17 protein-coding genes are annotated in these 16,087 nt (G+C 72.0%); 2 read left to right on the plus strand and 15 right to left on the minus strand.

From position 1 onward, the window contains the following. Positions 1-40: 40 nt before the first annotated feature. Positions 41-646: an STAS domain-containing protein gene (locus tag ACOOHC_RS00785; protein WP_420452105.1), complete on the minus strand. Its 606-nt coding sequence runs from the start codon at positions 644-646 to the stop codon at positions 41-43. 146 nt (positions 647-792) lie between these two features. Beyond that, positions 793-1,149, minus strand: a complete 357-nt coding sequence (locus ACOOHC_RS00790; protein ID WP_420452106.1) for a hypothetical protein — start codon at positions 1,147-1,149, stop codon at positions 793-795. A 67-nt stretch (positions 1,150-1,216) separates the two neighbouring features. Between ACOOHC_RS00790 and ACOOHC_RS00795 the strand changes: the two genes are divergently transcribed. Continuing rightward, entirely contained in the window at positions 1,217-2,416 is a 1,200-nt protein-coding gene (locus tag ACOOHC_RS00795) for a glycine cleavage T C-terminal barrel domain-containing protein (protein WP_420452107.1), read from the plus strand. A 196-nt stretch (positions 2,417-2,612) separates the two neighbouring features. On the opposite strand, the gene ACOOHC_RS00800 is transcribed toward ACOOHC_RS00795, so the two are convergent. The 7 genes from ACOOHC_RS00800 to ACOOHC_RS00830 form a co-directional block, all read right to left on the minus strand. Continuing rightward, positions 2,613-3,005 (minus strand): hypothetical protein, encoded by a 393-nt coding sequence (locus ACOOHC_RS00800; RefSeq protein ID WP_420452108.1) that lies wholly within the window; start codon positions 3,003-3,005, stop codon positions 2,613-2,615. A 153-nt stretch (positions 3,006-3,158) separates the two neighbouring features. After that, the gene (locus tag ACOOHC_RS00805; protein ID WP_420452109.1) at positions 3,159-3,623 is read right to left on the minus strand and encodes a hypothetical protein; all 465 of its coding nucleotides are present in this window, start codon (positions 3,621-3,623) and stop codon (positions 3,159-3,161) included. Positions 3,624-3,675: 52 nt separating this feature from the next. Continuing rightward, positions 3,676-4,533, minus strand: coding sequence for an alpha/beta fold hydrolase (locus ACOOHC_RS00810; protein ID WP_420452110.1), 858 nt, complete (start codon positions 4,531-4,533; stop codon positions 3,676-3,678). A 54-nt stretch (positions 4,534-4,587) separates the two neighbouring features. After that, the gene (locus ACOOHC_RS00815) at positions 4,588-5,874 is read right to left on the minus strand and encodes a 5-(carboxyamino)imidazole ribonucleotide synthase (protein ID WP_420452111.1); all 1,287 of its coding nucleotides are present in this window, start codon (positions 5,872-5,874) and stop codon (positions 4,588-4,590) included. Then, positions 5,871-6,341, minus strand: coding sequence for a 5-(carboxyamino)imidazole ribonucleotide mutase (purE, locus tag ACOOHC_RS00820; protein ID WP_420453839.1), 471 nt, complete (start codon positions 6,339-6,341; stop codon positions 5,871-5,873). The genes ACOOHC_RS00815 and purE overlap by 4 nt, the downstream gene beginning before the upstream one ends. A gap of 172 nt (positions 6,342-6,513) precedes the next feature. After that, positions 6,514-6,777, minus strand: coding sequence for a hypothetical protein (locus ACOOHC_RS00825; protein ID WP_420452112.1), 264 nt, complete (start codon positions 6,775-6,777; stop codon positions 6,514-6,516). A gap of 32 nt (positions 6,778-6,809) precedes the next feature. Continuing rightward, a complete protein-coding gene (locus tag ACOOHC_RS00830; RefSeq protein WP_420452113.1) occupies positions 6,810-9,188 on the minus strand; it encodes an MMPL family transporter in 2,379 nt (792 codons plus the stop codon). A 49-nt stretch (positions 9,189-9,237) separates the two neighbouring features. On the opposite strand from ACOOHC_RS00830, the gene ACOOHC_RS00835 reads away from it, so the two are divergent. Beyond that, the gene (locus tag ACOOHC_RS00835; protein WP_420452114.1) at positions 9,238-9,888 is read left to right on the plus strand and encodes a TetR/AcrR family transcriptional regulator; all 651 of its coding nucleotides are present in this window, start codon (positions 9,238-9,240) and stop codon (positions 9,886-9,888) included. Positions 9,889-9,946: 58 nt separating this feature from the next. Here the strand turns inward: ACOOHC_RS00835 and ACOOHC_RS00840 are convergent, their stop codons facing one another. The 6 genes from ACOOHC_RS00840 to bmt all read right to left on the minus strand — a co-directional run bounded on the left by ACOOHC_RS00840 (position 9,947) and on the right by bmt (position 16,040). Further along, positions 9,947-11,512, minus strand: a complete 1,566-nt coding sequence (locus ACOOHC_RS00840; RefSeq protein ID WP_420452115.1) for a class I adenylate-forming enzyme family protein — start codon at positions 11,510-11,512, stop codon at positions 9,947-9,949. A 76-nt stretch (positions 11,513-11,588) separates the two neighbouring features. Continuing rightward, entirely contained in the window at positions 11,589-11,849 is a 261-nt protein-coding gene (locus ACOOHC_RS00845) for a DUF4235 domain-containing protein (protein ID WP_420452116.1), read from the minus strand. An 85-nt stretch (positions 11,850-11,934) separates the two neighbouring features. Next, on the minus strand, positions 11,935-13,458 hold the full coding sequence (locus ACOOHC_RS00850) for a flavin-containing monooxygenase (protein WP_420452117.1): 1,524 nt from the start codon (positions 13,456-13,458) through the stop codon (positions 11,935-11,937). A gap of 70 nt (positions 13,459-13,528) precedes the next feature. Beyond that, positions 13,529-14,134: a DNA-3-methyladenine glycosylase I gene (locus ACOOHC_RS00855; RefSeq protein ID WP_420452118.1), complete on the minus strand. Its 606-nt coding sequence runs from the start codon at positions 14,132-14,134 to the stop codon at positions 13,529-13,531. Between the two features lie 32 nt (positions 14,135-14,166). Then, positions 14,167-15,051, minus strand: coding sequence for an acyl-CoA thioesterase (locus ACOOHC_RS00860; RefSeq protein ID WP_420452119.1), 885 nt, complete (start codon positions 15,049-15,051; stop codon positions 14,167-14,169). Beyond that, positions 15,048-16,040 carry a betaine--homocysteine S-methyltransferase gene (gene bmt / locus ACOOHC_RS00865; RefSeq protein WP_420452120.1) on the minus strand — a complete coding sequence of 331 codons (993 nt, stop codon included), beginning with the start codon at positions 16,038-16,040 and terminating at the stop codon, positions 15,048-15,050. The genes ACOOHC_RS00860 and bmt overlap by 4 nt, the downstream gene beginning before the upstream one ends. Positions 16,041-16,087 lie beyond the last annotated feature (47 nt).

Below are 16,087 nucleotides of genomic sequence, written 5' to 3' on the forward strand. Positions count from 1 at the left end.
CGTGCCGACCGACGACGATCGCCGGCTCCGACGATCCGGTTCAGCCACCGCGGCGGCTGGCGACCGCGCCCGAGAGCTCGTGGCGCACCTCGGACCGCGACGGACGACCCGGTCGGTCCTCCACCGGTGGCCGGATCGCTCCGGACACCGGCGCGGCGATCAGACCGTCGAGATCGCAGATCTCGAGCAGGCGCCGGACGCGTCCCGACGGACCCACGACACGCAGCGCTACGCCGCGTCGCTCGGCCGCTCGTCGGAGCAGGACGAGGGCGCCGACGCCCCGTCCGTCGACGAACGACACGGCGCCGAGGTCGACGTCGACGTCACGGTCGGCGAGCTCCACGACGATCGACATCGCACGCAGCACCGCCGGTGGGAGCGTCTCGGTGCACATGTCGCCCTCGACGCGCAGCACCGAGGGTCGCCCACCCGCCGGACCCGGTTCCGACCGGACCGCGATCCCGCGACTCGAGAACCCGATCGGCGCCGGCGAGGATCGTGGCGAACGCTCGTCGCCGGTCGTCGACCACGACGGACATCCCGCTTCGGGCGACGGGCGTCGACTCGCCGTCCGCTCGTCGTCGCGACCGGGCGTCCTCATCGTTCCCTCGTCTCTCGATCCGCGGTGGGCATCGGGGGTGGGCATGGACACCGAACGTACGGATCGCCCGTGGTCGACGGCTGAGGTGGGTCTGAGAGTTCTCTTCTGTCGCACCCCCGACCGATGGTCCGAGCGCGAGCCGACCGGCGCGGTCACCTCGTCGCGACCCCGCCAGGGTGCGACGCCGCGGCTCAGATCCGACGCTCCCGGTGGTCCAGCTCGCCGACGGGACGGAGGAGCTCGGCGGGCACCCACTCGCGCTCCCAGTCGTCGAAGCGCTTCGGCTCGACGTCTCCTCGCAGGAGGTGGCCGATCCACAGCTGCCCACGGTCGTCGCGGACCGGGCTGAGGGAGTCCGAACCGCGGTTGGCGAACGTCACGACGCAGCGCCGTCCGTCCGGCAGTTCGTAGATGGTCCCGACCGAACCCAGCGGGCCGTGACGGACCGATGACGGCAACTCGACCACGACGGCCGGTCTACCACGACTCCACGTCGCGGCGGTCTCGGCGAGCACCGGCGTGGCGACCTCGTGCTCGCGGGCGGGCACGGGGATGTCGCGTCGTGATCGTCGCCTGCGTTCTCCCCGTGTCGGTTCGATCGCCCAGACTGGACCGATGGGTCGGGAGGGCGACGGCGACGACTCCGTCACGCCCGATGGCGTGCCACGCGGCTCGCTCGAACCGCACGGTGTCGGTTTCGGGACCCAGATCCGCCGGTCGCCGTTCTTCGACGCGACGGTCCGATGGGGTGCGACCGGGTTCTCGGTGTACAACCACATGTACATCCCGCGTGACTTCGGCGATCCGGTGCAGAACTTCCGGAACCTCGTCGAGGCCGCGATCCTGTGCGACGTCGGGGTCGAGCGCCAGGTCGAGATCACCGGCCCCGACGCGGCCCGGTTCACCCAGCTCCTGACCTGTCGCGACCTCTCGAGGATGGAGGTGGGACAGTGCAAGTACGTCCTGATCACGAACGCGCAGGGCGGTCTGATCAACGACCCCGTGCTGCTCCGCCTCGCCGAGCAGCGCTTCTGGATCTCGACCGCCGACAGCGACGTCGGGCTGTGGGCGAAGGGCGTCGCCGTGCACTCCGAGCTGGACGTGAGCATCGGCGAACCCGATGTGTCGCCGCTGCAGCTCCAGGGACCTCGATCACGCGACGTCGCCGAGGCCCTGCTCGGACCCGAGATCGGTGACCTCGGGTACTTCCGGTTGCGCGAGGTCGAGCTCGACGGCATCCCGCTCGTGGTCTCCCGCACCGGCTGGTCGAGCGAGCTCGGCTACGAGATCTACCTCCGGGACGGGGACCGGGGCGACGAGCTGTGGGAGCGGATCATGGCCGTCGGTCAGCCGTTCGGCCTGCGACCCGGGCACACGTCGACGATCCGCCGGATCGAGGGCGCGATGCTGTCCTACCGGGCGGACGCCGACGAGGGGACCGACCCCTACGAGCTCGGTCTCGATCGCCTCGTCGACCTGGACGCCGGCGCCGACTTCATCGGCGCCGCCGCGCTCCGGCGCATCCGCGACGAGGGCGTCACCCGCCGCCAGGTCGGCCTCGTCATCGACGCCGAGCCCCTGGCCGGACCCAACACCACCCGGTGGCCGGTCCGTCGCGACGGATCGACCGTCGGGGCGGTGACCTCGGCGGTCCACTCGCCACGACTCGACCGGAACATCGCCCTCGCGATCGTCTCCGTCGACGCGACCGCGATCGGCACGCGCCTCGAGGTCGCGACGCCGTCGGGTCCGGCCGCCGCGACCGTCGTCGAGCTCCCGTTCTTCGACCCCGGCAAGTCGCTCGCCACGGCCTGAGCGAGTCGGCCGGGGTGCCCCGTCGGGCTCCGACGCGCGTGGCGGGGTGTGCGACGTTCGCCCTCGTCTCCGACTCGGCCAGGTCGCGCAGGGGTCGGCAGAGCACGCCCGATCGCACGTCGAGAGCTCGACGAGCGCCCTCGGTCGAGACCGAGCCGGTCCCCGCCCCGGTCTCGAGCGCCGGCGCTCGCTTCGCTCAGGACACGTCCGCGGCGGCGCTCGACCACAGACCGGCGAGCACCGGGATGAACTCGAGGTCGCGCACGAACTGCGACACCGCGTCGACGAACGAGACCCGGTCGGTCTCCGCGATCACGACGTCGCCGTCGAACCGGATCGACATCCCGGCGTCGACCAGCTTCGCCCGGACGAAGTCGGCGTCCTCTCCGAGGCCGCGCACGGTCGACCCGCGGTCGCTCACCACCCACCCGCGATCGGTCAGGCTCGCGACGACGTCGACGCGCCCCCGGTCGTCGACGGGTTCGAGCACGATCCGGAGGAACTGGGGATCGGGCCGAGTGACGACGACGTCACGCCCGCAGACCTCGGCGAGCGCGTCCCGGACGTGGGCGAGCCGATCGCCGTTCATCGTCGGCCCGCGTCATCGTCCATGATGCGATCTCATTCGGAACCGCACGACGACGACTTGGGTCAAGAGTCCCTCAGGCGCCGACCACATCGCAGCCGTGCCCGTGGCTGGTGCCGGCATCGGGTGACCGCGGGTGCGGCGGGGGCGGGTCGGTCAGCGGCGGCGGAGGGCGACCAGGTGCTGCCCGCCGCCCTCGTCGATCTGGGCGTCGACGACGAGGTCGGGAGCGAGCCGTGACACCCGATCGACGAGCCAGTCGGCGGTCTCGCGTGCATCGGCGCTCGTCGGGCACCGGGCCATCACCTCGCGCCCGCCCTTGGCCTCGAGTCGCTCGACGCTCGCGATGATCGGCGACGGATCGACCACGAAGAGGTGGTCGGACCACGGCACCACGGCCTCGACGTTGCCCTTTCCGGTGTTGCACCCCCGGTGCGCCAAGCGCTCCGGGGCGGGAGCGCCACGTCGCGACCTGGACTTGGCGCGCGCCTTGCGCTCGGTCATCCGTGCGTCGACGCTCGGGCCGCGGTCGTCGTTGACCGACCGGTCCGGGTCGACCGGCTCGTCGCACAGCCAGCACCGCCAGCCGTCGCGCTCACCGATCTCCTCCAGTCGTGCCACGAGCGGAGGGTAGCCAGCGCGGCGACCCGGTGCGTCGTGGTCGGGATCCGCGTCACGACCAGAACCGCTCGAGGCGCTCCACGAAGCGATCGGGGTCCACGAGGTGCGGGTAGTGGCCGTGGTCCTCCCACACCTCCGTCACGGCGCCGTCGACGCGCTCGGCCAGCCACGTCCCGTCGGTCCCCGGGTCGATGCCGTGGATCAGGAGGTAGTCGACGTGGCGGTCCCGGTACCCGGAGAGGGCGGCGTCGACGGCGGCGTCGACGTCGTCGGATGTCGAGGTGAGCAGCATCTCCCACACCCCGAGCACGACATCGGGATCGAGGCGGCGCAGCGCGTCGAGGCGGGCGCGCTCGGAATCGGCGAGCAGGTCGCCGTACATCGTCTCGAACAAGCCGTTCACCACGACGGGGAAGGTGTCCGGGTTGCGGAGCTGGTTCTCGAACGTGATCAGCTGATCGGAGAACCCGGAGAGCTGGAGCGACTGGTCGACGTTCACGACCGAGGACACCGGGATCGTCGCTCCCACCACCGACACGACCGCCCCGCCGAGGGAGTGGCCGACGAGGTGCGGGCGCTCCAGGCGGGCCTCGTCGATCACCGCGGCGACGTCGCTCGCCATCGCCTCGAGGTCGTAGCGGTCGGCGTAGTCGGAGCGGCCGTGGCCGCGCAGGTCGAGCGCCACGGTCGGTCTGGTGGCGGAGAGCCGTTCGACGACCGGTTCCCACGCGGTGTGGTTCTCCGTGATGCCGTGGACCAGCACGACCGCCGTCGGCGGCTGCGACGGCGCAGCGCCGTCGCCGGACGGACCCGACGCACCCCCCGGCTCCCCGTCGTGCGCTCCCGCGTCGCCGGGCCCCGTCGCCTCGAAGTGGATCTCGGTGCCGTCGGGAGCCTGGGTCGTCGCCATCGGCGAAGTGTCGCGCCTGGGCGCACCCGTCGCCACGTCAGGTGGGCGAACGACTCAGTCGCGGACCTCCCGCCCGCCCGTCAGCGAGGCGCGCAGCGCGACGGCCGCCGCCGCGGCGACCCCGGGATCGTCGCCGGTGACCGTGAGGTGCCCCATCTTGCGCCCGGGGCGCGCCCGGTCCTTGCCGTACAGGTGGAGGGCCGCGGCCGGATGAGCGAGAGCCCGCTCCCACCGGGGCTCGACGGCCGCCCGGTCGGCGGGGTCGGCGCCGCCGGGCGTCCGAGAGGGATCGGCACGGCCGTCCACGGTCTCGCCGACGAACCACAGGTCGCCGAGCAGGTTGACCATCGCGATCGCCGGGGCGGTCATCGCGACGTCGGCCAACCCCACCCCGCAGACCGCGCGGATCTGCTGCTCGAACTGGCTGGTGACCGACGCGTCGAGCGTCCAGTGCCCGCTGTTGTGCGGTCGCGGGGCGATCTCGTTGACGAGCAGGCGTCCGTTCCCGGCGCCGTCGGCGACCACGAACAGCTCGACCGCGACCACGCCGACGAAGTCCAGCGCCTCGGCGACCTCGACCGCCAGCTCCACGGCACCCCTCGAGAGCTCCTCGTCGCAGCGGGCGGGGACGACCGACACGTCGAGGATGCCGTCGACGTGGACGTTCTCGGCGACGGCCCACGTGGTCACGTCCCCGGCGTGCGTGCGCGCCACGAGCACGCTGAGCTCGCCGATGAGGTCGAGCGCCGCCTCGACCACGCAGTCGACGCCGCCCAGCTCGGCGAGGGCGACGTCGAGGCCGTGCGCACCCGTGGCACGTCGCTGGCCGCGCCCGTCGTAGCCGAGTCGGGCGGTCTTGACGACGGCCCCGCGCTCCGCGAGGGCCACGGCGCGCCGACGGACGTCGTCGGTCGCGTCGTGGGCGAGCGCGACGTGGTCGCCGACCGGGAACCGGTGACCGCCCAGGAAGCCCTTCTCCGCGATCCGATCCTGCGCGATCGCGACGGCAGCGGGCGAGGGGGCGACGCGCACCTCCCGGCCGAGGCGCTCGAGGGCGGCGGCCGGAGCGTTCTCGAACTCGGTCGTGACCACCGCGCACCTCGACGCGAGCGCGTCGAGCGCGCCGGGGTCGTCGTACGCCGCGACGAGGTGGTCGTCGGCGACGACGCCGGCGGGCGCGCCGTCGCTCGGGTCGAGCACGATCGTGCGGTACCCCATCGCGTTCGCGGCGACGAGGGCGTACTTGCCGAGCTGCCCGCCACCGAGCATGCCGATCGTCGACGGCGGCACGATCGGCCCGACCGCCGCGGGTGCGGCGCGGTCGCCGCCGGTCGTCGTCACGTCGGGGGAGGGGGCAGGGTCGACGAGGCCGCTCCCCGGCGTCGCTCGTCGCGCTCCTCGTCGAGGGCGCGCTGCAGCGGCTCGTCGTCGGCGGCGAGCATCGCGATCGCGAACAGGGCGGCGTTCGTCGCGCCGGCGCGCCCGATCGCGAAGGTGGCCGTCGGTACCCCGGCGGGCATCTGGACGATCGAGTACAACGAGTCGAGGCCCGACAGGTGCCGTGACTCGACCGGCACGCCGAGCACGGGGACCGTCGTCTTCGCCGCGAGCATGCCGGGGAGGTGGGCGGCCCCGCCGGCTCCGGCGATGATCGCTCGCAGTCCCCGTGCGCGAGCGGACTCGGCGTAGGTGAACATCTCGTCGGGCATCCGGTGCGCGCTCACCACCTTGGCCTCGTGGTCCACCCCGAAGCGCTCGAGGGTGGACACCGCGTGCTCCATCGTCGGCCAGTCGCTGGACGAGCCCATCACGACGCCGACGACCGGTTCGCTCACGATCGGGGACCGATCCGGGTCGTCGTCGACGGTCGCGGTGGCACGGGCGCGATCCTACGGGCCGGACGACGAGGGCTCGGTCACGGACGTGGCGCGACGCCGTCGGGGGGAACGGGCGCCGGTGACCGGGCGCCCGCCGGCCCCGTCACCGATCCGCCGTCGGGTCGGGAGCGGGCGCCGCCACCGCTGGTGCGGGCGCGGGTCGCGGTCCGGGGGCGCCGAGGTTCGACTGCACGTCGCGGCCGAGCCAGAGGACGAACCCGATCACGAGCAGACCCACGACGACGACGATCGCCCACTGCGCTCGCGACGACAGCGTCGCGCGACCGTCGCGGCGGGCCCCCCGTGGGGGGGTCGGCCGACCCTTGGGTGCGGAGCGTGCGGGACCGGAGCTCTTCTTCGACGCCATCGCCCCATTCAAGACGATCGCGGCGGCTCACGTCAGGCCTCCACGGGCTGCGCCACCGGCTCGTGGGTGGATCCCTCGACGTCGAGGTCGGGCAGCACGCGGTCGAGCCAGCGCGGCAGCCACCAGTTCCGCTCGCCCAGCAGCTCCATCGTGGCGGGGACGAGCAGCATCCGCACGAGGGTGGCGTCGAGGAACACGGCGCTCGCCAGGCCGAGGCCGAACATCTTGATGATCCGGTTGTCCTCGAGCACGAAGCTGCCGAACACGACGACCATGATCGCGGCCGCGGCGGTGATCACGCGGGCGGTCGCGGCCAGCCCGTCGGCGACCGAGTTCGCCGCGTCACCGGAGCGGTCGTACTCCTCCTTGACCCGCGAGAGCAGGAAGACCTCGTAGTCCATCGACAGACCGAACACGATCGCGAACAGCATCATCGGCAGGAACGGCTCGATGGGGCCGCTCCCCGAGCCGAGCAGCTCGACCCCCCACCCCCACTGGAACACCATCACGACGATGCCGTAGGCCCCGCCGATCGACAGCAGGTTCATGATCACGGCCTTGAGCGGGACGAGCACCGAGCGGAAGACCATCATCAGCAGCAGGAACGACAGGGTCAGCACCGCGGCGAAGAAGAACGGGATCCGCTCGCTGAGGTAGCTGCTGAAGTCGATGCTCGACGCGACCGACCCGGTGACGAGGACGTCGAGACCGCTCCCGTCGGTGGCGGTGGGGACGATCTCGTCGCGCAGCTCGCGCACGAGCTCGGCCGTCGCCTCGTCCTGGGGCCCGGTCGTGGGGATCACGATGATCTGCGCCGCGTCGAGGTCCTCGGACGGGATCGGTCCGAGGGCGCGCTCGACGCCGTCGGTCCCGTCGAGGGTCTCGACGAGGCCGACCAGCGTCTGCGCCTGGGCGGGGTCGTCGAGCTCGGTCACCAGCAGCAGCGGCCCGTTGCTGCCTGCTCCGAAGCCGTCGGCGGCCAGCTCGTAGGCCTGCCGGGTCGTCGTCTCCTCGGAGTAGGTCGATTCGTCGCCGAAGCCGAGCCGCAGCCCGAGCACCGGTGACGCCACCAGGAGCAGGAAGAGCGTCACGCCGATCGCCATCGGCCACGGGTTGCGCTGCACGAACCGGCTCCACCGGTACGACCACGTGTCGCGCAGCTCGGGGTGCTCGCGCGGCGGGAGGCGGCGGCGCAGCGGCTTCACCACGAACGACGCGAGCAGGGTCCCGACGAGCACGATCAGCCCGACGATCGACAGGATCGGCACCCCGATGCCCACGCCGAGCACCGCGAGCGCCGCGCCGCCGGCCATGATCAGGCCGCGGTAGCGGGTCACCTCGACCCGCTCGCCGGCGAAGCCGATCAGCGCGGGCAGGAGGGTCACAGAGGCGACCATCGTGATCGCGACGGTGACCGCCGCCCCCGTCGCCAACCCGTTGATGAAGGACAGCCCGATGACGAACATCCCGAGCAGCGAGATGACGACGGTGAAGCCGGCGAACACCACGGCGCGCCCGGCGGTGTCGATGGCGGTGACCGTCGCGGAGCGCGGGTCGAGCCCGGCTCGGGTGCCCTCGCGGTACCGGGTGACGATGAACAGGGCGTAGTCGATCCCGACCCCGAGACCGATCATCGCTCCCAGACTGGTCGCGAACTCAGGGATCGTCATCACGTTGGTGAGCAGCTGGATCGTCGCCACCCCGATCCCGACGCCGAACAGCGCGACACCGATGGGGAGGCCCATCGCGAGCACGGATCCGAACGACAGGATCAGGATGACCACAGCGAACGCGACGCCGATCAGCTCGGACTCGGGCGGTTCGAACTCCGCCAGCGCCGCTCCGCCGACCTCGATCTGCAACCCGTCGGTGCGGGCGTCGGCGACGATCTCGTTGACCTCCACCCCGATCTCCGCGGACTCGGTCTCGGTGATGTCGGCGGCGAAGTCGATCGGCGCACGGGCGATCGTCCCGTCGGCCGACACGAGACCCTGCTGCTCACCCGCGGGCGAGTAGGGGCTCGTGACCGTCACGCCGTCGATCTCGTCGACCTCCGCGAGCAGATCGGTCATCGTGTCGCGCGCTCCGGGGGAGTCGACCCCGTCGGCGGCGCGGAACACGATCGACCCCGAGAGGAAGTTGTTCCCGGCTCCGAAGGAGTCGGCGAGCACCTGCAGCCCGCGCGCGGACTCCGAGTCGGGGCTCTCGAACGAGCTGTCCGTCGAGGTGCCGAGGGTGCCGACCCCGGCGCCGACGGCGACGAGCAGCGCGACCCAGGCCGCGAGCACCCAGCGCCGGCGGTCGAAGGAGAAGGCGCCGATGCGCGCCCAGATCGACGGGGTCGAGTCGGAGCCGGAGCCGTCGGACGACGGCGGGCCGACCGCGACCTCGTCGCAGTCGATGGTGGACATACTGTTCATAGATGGACATACTGTCCACTTAGCCGGTAGGATGCAACCGATGGAGGGGGATGTGTCCGGAGCCACAGAGCTCGTCGATCCAGGCGATGCGCACGATCCAGGCGACGGCGACGCAGCGCACGACGAGGACGAGCTCGACCCGCGCGTGCGGCGCACCCACGAGGCGGTCCACGACGCAGGCCGGGAGCTGCTGCTCGAGCAGGGTCCCGAGGCGATCACCCACGCCGCGATGGCGTCGGCCGCCCGGCTCAGCCGCACCACGCTGTACCGCTACTGGCCGACCCGGGCGGAGCTGCTGCTCGACATCTGCCAGGCGAGCGAGCCGCGCCGTCGGGTCGAACCCTCGGGGGACCTGCGACGCGACGTGGTCGACGTCGCCACCGCGTCGAGCGAGGTGCTCGTCGAACCCGCCAAGCGCAAGATGCTCGCCCAGATGCTCGCCCAGGCGCAGTGGGACGCCGAGGCGCGCGAGGTCCTCGCCACCCTCGCCGGGGTCGGGATCACCGATCTGCACGCGATCCTCGACCGGGGCGTCACCGACGGCGAGCTGCGCCCCGGGATCGACCCCGGGACGGTCGCGGGCCGGCTGCTCGGTCCGCTGCTGTTCGCCGCGCTGGTCGAGCACCGAGCGCTCGACGTCGCGGCGATCGAGCGACTGGTCGACGACTGGCTGGCGACGGTCCGCGCCTGACCACGCGGAGCGCGAGACGACACCGGGCGTCGTCGTCGGACGTGACCCGACGACGACGTCAGACGTTCCCGGACGCCACCTCCCAGAACGGGGCGCGCAGGTCGCGCTTGAGCACCTTGCCGCTCCCGGTCTTGGGCAGCTCGCCCATCCACGAGATCGAGCGGGGGATCTTGTAGTTCGCGAGGTGGGCCCGGGCGTGGACGTCGATCGCGGCGTCGTCGACCTCCGCGCCCTCGTGGGCGACGATCACCGCGTGCACCGACTCGCCCCAGTCGTCGTCGGGGATGCCGAACACCGCCACCTCGTAGACGTCGGGGTGCTGCTCGAGGGCGGCCTCGATCTCGGCCGGGTAGATGTTCATCCCCCCCGAGATGATCATGTCCTTCTTGCGGTCGCAGATGAACAGGAAGCCCTCGTCGTCGCGGTAGGCGATGTCGCCGACGGTCTGGAACCCGTCGCGGCGGTCCTCCTCGAACTTGTCGTGCTGCTTGTAGTAGTCCGAGAACACCGACGCCGAGCGCACGTAGAGCTCACCGGTCGCCTGCGGTCCGGTGTCGGTCACGATGTTCCCGTCGTCGTCGTAGAGCCGGATCTCGACCATCGGCGCCTCCTTGCCGCAGGAACCGGGCTTGCGCATCTGGTCCTCGGGGCGCATCACCGTGTTCACCCCGAGCTCGGTCGAGCCGTAGACCTCGAACAGCGACTCGGGGGGGAAGTCCTCGACGTACCGCTGCTTGAGAGCGAAGCTCCAGGGTGCTGCGTTCGCGATCATCACGCGCATCGAGGAGGTGTCGTAGCGCGCCTTGATCTCGTCGTCGACGTTGCAGATCATGCGGATCGGGGTCGGGGCGGAGAAGGTGGTCGTCGCCCGGTGCTCGGTGACCAGGCGCAGCCAGTCGACCGGATCGAACTTGCGTTGGACGACGATCGTCTGGCCCATCGCGAGCCCGATGCCCATGAAGCCGCCCGGACCGGAGTGGTAGAGGGGACCGGTGGTGATGTACACGTCGTCGGGCGAGTACCCGATGAAGCCGAGGAGGGCAGCGGTCTGCTCGGGGTCCGTCCCGGCCGTGCGCAGCGCGCCCTTCGGCTTGCCGGTGGTGCCGGAGGTGTAGATCATCGTCGATCCCGTCGCGCGGTCGGCCTCCTCGGGCGGGATCACCGGGGGCTCGGCCGAGGCCGCGTCGACGAGGGGGTCGACCGCGATCATCCCGTCGGGTGCGTCACCGTCGAAGACCAGGATCCGCTCCACCTTCGGGATCCGGTCGCGGATGCGCTCGAACAGGGGAGCGAACTCGGCGTCGACGTAGACGACGGTCGCGTCGGAGTGGTCGACGACGTAGGCCGCCTCCTCGTCGGACAGGCGGTAGTTGAGCGGGACCGCGGTCGAACCGATCTTGCGCGCCGCGTTGACCATCACCACGATCCCGAGCGAGTTCTGCCCGCACCAGACGACCTTCCCGCCGGGGCGCACGCCGTGCTCGACGACGACGTTCGCGAGGCGGTTGGCGCGCTGCTCGAGCTCCGCGTAGGTGAGCATCCGCACGTCGTCTCCGAGGCGATCGTCGATGACCGCGAGCTTGTCGCCCTGGTTCTCGGCGTGGGCGGTGAGCAGATCCGTCATCGCTCCGTCGTATCAACTCCGACGCCGTCGCGTGCCAGCGGACGACCCGTGCGCCGGGTCGCCGTGCGGGTGCGGGTCAGCTCTGCTGAGGGGCGATGTCGCCGGTGAGGCGCTCCCACCCCGATGCGGTGAGCCGGTGCGCCACGACGCGCGCGACCCCGGCGCCGATCGACGACACGATCGCCCACGTCAGGGCGTCACGCCACAGGACCCCGGGCTCCGCCGGGTTCTTCGGTGGATCGGCCGGCCAGATCGCCGACACCAGTCGGCGCATCCCGACGGCGGCTCCCGCTCCTGCGACGGTGGAGATGGCGTTGTACTTGGTCGACGACTTCATGGGGCTCCTCGGGGTCGGCCGGACCGATCGGACCGACGTCGTGAACGTGCCCGAAGGCCGAGGGGGCAAACGTCGCCGCCGGGCCTCACGCCCCGACCGGGTGGCGCGACGAGGAGAACTCGATCACGCCGTCGTCGACGTCGACGTCGGGCCCGAGCAGGTGCTCGCGGTCCTCGGAGTAGCTCTGCGAGGCGATCCACGGCGCGGCGTCGGACTGCTTCGGGTAGCTGTGCAGCCCCCGTCGCATGTACCCGGCGGGGAAGTCGTCGACGTAGGGCCGGCGCGCCATGTCGGGGTCGGACACCACCGGGACGGCGCGCCCGGCGCCCTGCGCGTCCATGGTCGTGAGCAGGCGGCAGACGTAGCGGGCGACCAGGTCGGCGCGCAGCGTCCACGAGGCGTTGATGTAGCCGAAGGTCGTCCCGAGGTTCGGGATGCCGGAGTACATGAAGCCCTTGTAGGTGAACGTCTCGGAGAGGTCGATCCGCTCGCCGTCGACGACCGGGGACACCCCGCCGAGCGCGAGCAGCCGCAGCCCGGTCGCGGTGACGATCACGTCCGCGTCGAGTCGGCGGCCGCTCTCGAGCACGATCCCCGTCGCGTCGAAGCGCTCGATGCGATCGGTGACCACCTCGGCACGCCCCGAGTTGATCGCTTCGAAGAAGTCGCCGTCGGGAGCGAGGCAGAGGCGCTGGTCCCACGGGTCGTAGCTCGGGGTGAAGTGCGGGTCCATCAGTTCGTGGTCGCCGAGCGACTTGCGGATCTCGGTGTTGATCATGTCCTTGACCCTGGCGGGATCGCTGCGCGACATCGAGTAGAGCTTCTCGGTCCGCCACGAGTTGATCTTGCGGATCGCCCGGTAGGCGAGCTCCTCGGGGAGCACCCGACGCAGGCCGGTCGTGATCGGGTTGCGGTTCGGCGCCGGAACGATCCACGTCGGCGTCCGCTGCAGCATGGTGACCTTCGCTCCCCCCTCGGCGAGGGACGGGACGAGCGTCACCGACGTCGCCCCCGAACCGATCACCACGATCCGCAGGTCGCGCAGCTCGTCGTCGGTCGTCAGGTCGTCGGGCCAGCTCTGCGGGTGCACGATCCGACCCGAGAAGGAGTCCTCACCCTCGAAGTCGGGGCGGTGGGGGTCGGTGTAGGAGTAGTAGCCGCTGCACATCTGCAGCCACCGGCACGTGGTGGTCGACGTGGTCGATGCGCCATCGGCGTCCGCGCCCTCCATCGTGACCGTCCACCGGGCCTGCATCGAGTCCCACGAGGCTCCGGTGACCCGCTGACCGAAGGAGATGTGGCGCATCACGTCGTGCTCGGCGGCGGTCTCGGCGATGTACGCCTTGATCGACGCGCCGTCCGCGATCGCGAGGTCGCTCGCCCACGGCTTGAAGTCGTAGCCGAGGGTGAACATGTCGCTGTCGGAGCGCACGCCGGGGTACCGGAACAGGTCCCACGTCCCCCCGAGGTCGTCGCGCGCCTCGACGACCGCGTACGACAGGTCGGGCACCTCCCGGGTGAGGTGGCAGGCCATGCCGATCCCGGAGAGGCCGGCGCCGACGATCAGGACGTCGACGTCGGGGGGTGGCTGGGTCGTCGAGCTCGCCATGCGCCGACCGTACCGTCGCGCGGGACGACCGGCATCGCCGAGCAGCGGGTCGGTTCGCGCTCCCGCCCGATCAGGGAGCCGGCCGCAGCGCGCGCCCCGCGAGGAACTCGCGGCGCTGCGCCTCGCACTCGTCGCGCACGGCGCAGCCGGCCTCGTGGTCGTTGGTCAGGCCCTCGGACTGCATGAGCGCGTACGCGGTGGTCGGCCCGACGAAGCGCCACCCGCGCCGCTTGAGCTCGCGTGCGAGCGCCGTCGACCGGGGGGTGGTGGACGGGATCCCGCCGTCGTCGCGATGGGGTTCGGTGACCGCCCACGACCAGAACCAGTCGACGAGCGATCCCTCCTCCTCGACGAGCTCGAGGGCTCGGCGGGCGTTCGAGATCGACGCCTCGATCTTTCCCCGGTGGCGGACGATGCCGGCGTCGCCGAGCAGCCGCTCCACGTCGGCCTCGTCGAAGTCGGCGACGACGGCGGGATCGAACCCGGCGAAGGCCGCACGGAACGCGTCGCGCTTGCGCAGGATCGTGATCCAGCTCAAACCGGACTGGAAGCCCTCGAGGCAGACCTTCTCGAACAGGCGCACCGGGTCGGTCGTCGGACGACCCCACTCGGTGTCGTGGTACTCGACGTACAGCGGGTCGTCGGTCGACCAACCGCAGCGCACGACGTCGCTCACGGCTCGACCGCGGTCCGGCGGCTCGCGCCCGCTCACGCGCCGCGCTTGGCGCGCAGCAGGATCTGCTGCGCGATCGTCGCCGCGTGCACCCCGTCCTCGGTGAGCACGTCACCGGTCACGAGCCCCCGACCGCCGGACAGGCCGTGGGAGCGGGTGTCGAACCAGTGCCAGCGGTCGGCGCGCGACGGTCGGTGGAACCAGACCGAGTGATCGAGGCTCGCGCCGACGAAGCGGTCGCGGTCGTCGATGCGCACGTTGGTGAAGTCGGGGTGCGAGGACCGGCCGGCGCGCGACGGCGCGGCGTCGGACATGAACGCGAGCGCGCACACGTGATCGACGGGGTCGTCTCCCAGGTCGGCGCTGAGCCGGATCCAGTAGCCGTAGCGCCCGTCGGGCAGGTCGACGGCACGCCGGTCGAGCAGCGAGCCCCACGAGTCGTCGCGCAGCGCGGGGTCGTCGGGGGGCGGCAGGTCGTCGGGCAGCCCCGCCACCGGGGCGTCGGCCTCGTCCTCGTCGACCTGGAACGACACCGACGCGTTGAGGATCGCCCCGCCGGACTGGCGGGCGACGACCTGGCGGGTGGTGAACGAGCGCCCGTCGCGCAGGCGCTCCACCTCGAAGCGGACCGGCTCGAACGGCGACCCGGGCCGGATGAAGTAGGAGTGGAACGAGTGGGGGCGGCGATCCGCGACCACGGTGCGGATCGCGGCGCGCAGGGCCTGGGCGACGACCTGACCGCCGAACAGCCGCCTCCCCCACGGGTAGCGGGCGACATCGCCGACGAAGGTGTCGGGGCCGTGGGTGACGAGCTCGAACAGCGAGGTGAAGTCGATCTCGTCGATCCTCGGGGGTCGTGCCCGGTCGTCGCCGGCCCCGTCGCGACGGCTCCGGCCGCGCTCGTCGTCGCCGCGGCTCACTGCTCGGGCCCGCCGACGCCGGACCGGCGACGACCGCCGCGCCGCTCGCGCGGGGCCGGGGGTTCGCGGCGCGGCGGCGGTTCGTAGCCGACGTCGGGAGCCTCGATCTCCCGGTCGAGGACGCGGCGCATCAGCGCGAGGTGCTCGGGCGAGCTCCCGCAGCAGGCCCCGATGATCTGCACCCCGCTCTCGCGCTGCCGGTGGGCGTGGGCCGCCATCACGTCGGGTGAACCGCTGTAGCGCAGCTCGGCCCCGTGCCACTCGGGCATCCCGGCGTTGGCCTTGCTGATCAGCACCACGTCCGGTCGCGCGGCGTGCATCTCGGCGACGGCGGCCTCGGTGTCGGTGAGGTTGTTTCCGCAGTTGGCGCCGATCGCCGCAACCCCGAGCTCCGCGAGGCGGTGCACGGCGTCGGCGCCGCTCACACCCATCATCGTGCGCCCGGCGGTGTCGTAGCTGAGGGTCACGCAGATCGGGAGGTCGCTCACGGAGCGGGCGCCCTCGACGGCGCCGACGATCTCGTCGAGGTGGCTCATCGTCTCGATCCACAGCACGTCGGCTCCCCCCGCGTCGAGGCCCCTCGCCTGCTCGGCGAACGCGGCGGCGCACGTCTCGGGGGTCATCGATCCCATGGGTTCGAGCAGCTCGCCGGTGGGCCCCATCGATCCCGCGACGACGACGCGGCGATCCGCGTCGCGCGCCGCGTCGTGCGCGACCCGGGCGGCGGCCTCGTTGAGCTCGACGACCCGGTCGTCGAGCTGGTGGAGCTGCAGGCGGAAACCGGTACCGCCGAAGGAGTTAGTGAGGATGATGTCGGAGCCGGCCGCGACGTAGTCGGCGTGCACCGCCCGGACCCGGTCGGGGTGCTCGACGTTCCACAGCTCCGGAGCGCCACCCGAGCCGAGGCCGCGTGCGAACAGCTCGGTCCCCATGGCGCCGTCGACCAGCAGCACCCCGCGCTCGTCGATCAGCTCCTGCAGGATCGTCATCTCACCAGTGTGCCCGGCGACGGGGTCGTTGGCGACGACGACGCGTC

Origin of the sequence: Ilumatobacter sp., assembly GCF_965215205.1 — a bacterium.
GTDB lineage: Bacteria > Actinomycetota > Acidimicrobiia > Acidimicrobiales > Ilumatobacteraceae > Ilumatobacter_A.